General features: G+C 44.2%; 4 protein-coding genes. 3 read left to right on the top strand and 1 reads right to left on the bottom strand.

Annotated features, from left to right (window positions below):
• Positions 1-377: 377 nt before the first annotated feature.
• The 3 genes from AKL11_RS11615 to AKL11_RS11605 all read left to right on the top strand — a co-directional run bounded on the left by AKL11_RS11615 (position 378) and on the right by AKL11_RS11605 (position 2,626).
• Positions 378-599, top strand: coding sequence for a helix-turn-helix domain-containing protein (locus AKL11_RS11615; protein WP_067517563.1), 222 nt, complete (start codon positions 378-380; stop codon positions 597-599).
• A gap of 421 nt (positions 600-1,020) precedes the next feature.
• Complete coding sequence (locus AKL11_RS11610) at positions 1,021-1,335, top strand: plasmid mobilization protein (RefSeq protein WP_067517556.1); 315 nt, start codon at positions 1,021-1,023, stop codon at positions 1,333-1,335.
• A 31-nt stretch (positions 1,336-1,366) separates the two neighbouring features.
• Positions 1,367-2,626, top strand: a complete 1,260-nt coding sequence (locus tag AKL11_RS11605; protein WP_172807278.1) for a relaxase/mobilization nuclease domain-containing protein — start codon at positions 1,367-1,369, stop codon at positions 2,624-2,626.
• Positions 2,627-2,645: 19 nt separating this feature from the next.
• Here AKL11_RS11605 and AKL11_RS25935 read toward each other — a convergent pair.
• A partial coding sequence (locus AKL11_RS25935) for a hypothetical protein (RefSeq protein ID WP_216636796.1) occupies positions 2,646-2,919 on the bottom strand: 274 nt, incomplete at its 5' end.

Below are 2,919 nucleotides of genomic sequence, written 5' to 3'. Positions count from 1 at the left end.
TAAAATATTGGTGAAACAGAGGATGTGCAGATCAGGTATGCGCTGGAAAGAAGAAGGTGCCTCAATGCTGTTAACACTCCGAGCGATCATATGTTCAACAGGACATTGGTCATCTTTTTGGAAAAAAATGAATCAATACGGTTTTCCAATTACTCATAACCTTCAGGCAGGACATTGATCAGGCTGAGCACCCCCTTGTATGATGCTTTTAACGTCGAAACCCATTAAATTGTATTACTTGAATTCAAGTTAATTAAATAATTGGTTTATAAATATTGATCATATATTTTCAATTTAGTGCTCCATTCACAGTTGTCAAATCAACTCACATCTCTTTATGATGAATAATGACAAACGGTTAAGGATAACGATGACTCATGATCAGAATACGATTTCGTCAGTTTCTGGATGACAAGTCTTTTAAAGAGAAAAGAAAAATTAATCTTGATCTTGTTGCCAAGGAAACCGGTATTGGCCGGGCAACAGTGAATCGCTTGGCAAATTCGCCAGGCGCAAATTTTTCGTTAAATGTGGTTGACGCTCTCTGTAAGTATTTTGGCTGCGATCCCGGCGAATTGTTGCAGCACATCGACGATTAATTGAACTTGATTCTGCTGACATATTTAAAATCGGGGGTGCAAGCAAGGGCAAAGTAATGTCATGACATTACTTTGCGGCTAACTGAGAGTGCACTCGCACTCTGGGAGAGCGGCGTCGTTTCACTCCGCCGCAGGTAAATGCGGCTTTTATTCTTCCTTTATCACAACCATTATCCAAAGAAATTTCCATAAGTGCTTACTTACAGTTAAAAGTAGATCACCACTATGGCTCGTCGTATAGAGCGAGGTACTTGTCGCAAAGTACAACGCCACTGACCCATTCGACGAATTCTCTGTGCTATAGGGCATTCTGCATTACTCAAAAATCATATTGCCGTTAGACGAATTCCAGAAAAAAATTCTTTTAACGTTTTTCCCCTTTCTATTCCTGTACCCTGTTTTTATTAACCGGAATATTGAGATGGAAAGCATCAAACAGACTCAAATTAAAATAAGAGTCAGTATAGAAAAGAAAGCTGAAATAAAGGCAACAGCAGAAGCACTCAATTCATCGATGTCGGAGTTTATTTTAGCGAAGGTGGATCATACAGAACTGCCCCGCCCCATGTCTGATTTTGAGCGGGAGCAGTTGAGACTTATTTCGGAAATTGGCAATCGGCTCAATATACTCGTGAAAAAGGTAAATAATAACTCCAGACCTGATGACGTATATTTGCAAATCGTCATAGAAGCAGTAGACGAATTTATACGGTACGTTATAAATCGTGATCAGTGATGCGAAGCTAACCGGAAACCTTTCAAAAGGCATGGCTGTAGCCCGTTACATGCTAGACCCTGATGCGACAGTGACTGACATTGACGTGAAAAAACTGAAAAAGTCGTCTGATCACGAGCGCATTTTGCACATCGAGACGGATCACGCTTTGCCGGTTCGCTTTAGCGACACGCCAAAATCGGCTGCAAAACATTTTCTTAACCAAGTAAAAGCGTGGAACCGCAGGAACCGCCCGGGTCAAGCGCCTCCGCAATCTAATTGGGAGCACCGTGTCGTGAGTTTTCACCCACGGGATAAACAGAAGGTCAATGCGCACAAAGCATGCAAAATTGCGAGAGAAGCACTCAGAAGTGTTGCCACCGGTGACAGGCCAACATTGTTTGTAGTCCATGGCGATAAAGAGCACCTGCATGTGCACCTTTTATACGCAACCGTGAATGAGCAAGGCCGAATTTTTAATCTACATCAGGACTTTAGAGCCTGGGAACACGCAATGGAGGCATTGGAGCTAAAGTATGATTTAGTCAGGGTAGAAAAGAGAAAAGCCTGTGCAGACAGTAACCCTGACCGATTACCTGACGGCACCAACCCGACAAAACCTGAGTCTCGTATGTGTGGCCGTACAGGAGAACCGTCGTGTAAAGAGCGACTAAGGAAACTCATTGATGAAGCAATCGCTGAGTGTCAGTCTTCTCCAAATGGCGAGAAATTCTCACAGTTTCTTACCTCTTTGAGAAAGAAGAACATTGGCTTCAGCGCCAACATTCAGTCCGGCGGTCGCGTTCTTGGCTTACGGTTCCATTATGGGATTTTTACAAAAGGAGGGATTAAAGCGTCCGCTTTGGGCCGCCAATATTCCTGGGCTCAGCTGGCAGCAAAAACCGGGTATAGTCACGATACCAAACTGCACCGGAGCCTGTTAAAAATTGCTGATTTCAGAGTCAACGAATGGACTGCATCCAAAGGCACCCAGTTTGTGGAGCAGCTGGCTAAGCCTGCATCTAAGGTGCACTTATCAGAATTCACTTCTGCAGCGCCTATGGCATCCCCAGAATTTCCTGTTGAATATCCAGAGTGGCTGAAAAAGTATTTAACCGCTCTGGCTCAGTCGGTAAACGCGGAAATAGCCGACCAACAAAGGCTGCATCAGGGTCTTAGCATGACGATTAATGAAATTTCGCAGCGTTTCCTCAATACTCAAACAAATCACTTCAATGCCTTCCGAAATAGCAAGTCAGCGACTAAGAAGGAGCCGGAGGTTGATGCTAAACCGCCTGCTCAGGAAAAGTGACTGCTTAGCCGCTTTATAGTCAGAGCAAGACCTCAAGCAAGCTCGAGATAGTGGCATCATTAATCTCATTAGGTGCGACACCTTTTCGAGTACAATAGTCGTATATCTGTTTATACACACGCCACCGCTCTTCAAACTGCGTTAGGTCGCCACTCATGCTCCGGTGAAGCTCAAGACGCCTTGCAACACCCTCCATCGAATAAGGATAGATTGCGCTTAGCCGCAATCTTATCCGGTTGTTGCACAAGCCCGGATTGATTTCTGGTGAGGGTGGTCTATAGAAGTTTTCTTTT

Source organism: Endozoicomonas ascidiicola (assembly GCF_001646945.1).
Lineage (GTDB): Bacteria > Pseudomonadota > Gammaproteobacteria > Pseudomonadales > Endozoicomonadaceae > Endozoicomonas > Endozoicomonas ascidiicola.
This window is presented reverse-complemented; position numbering and strand designations above follow the sequence as displayed.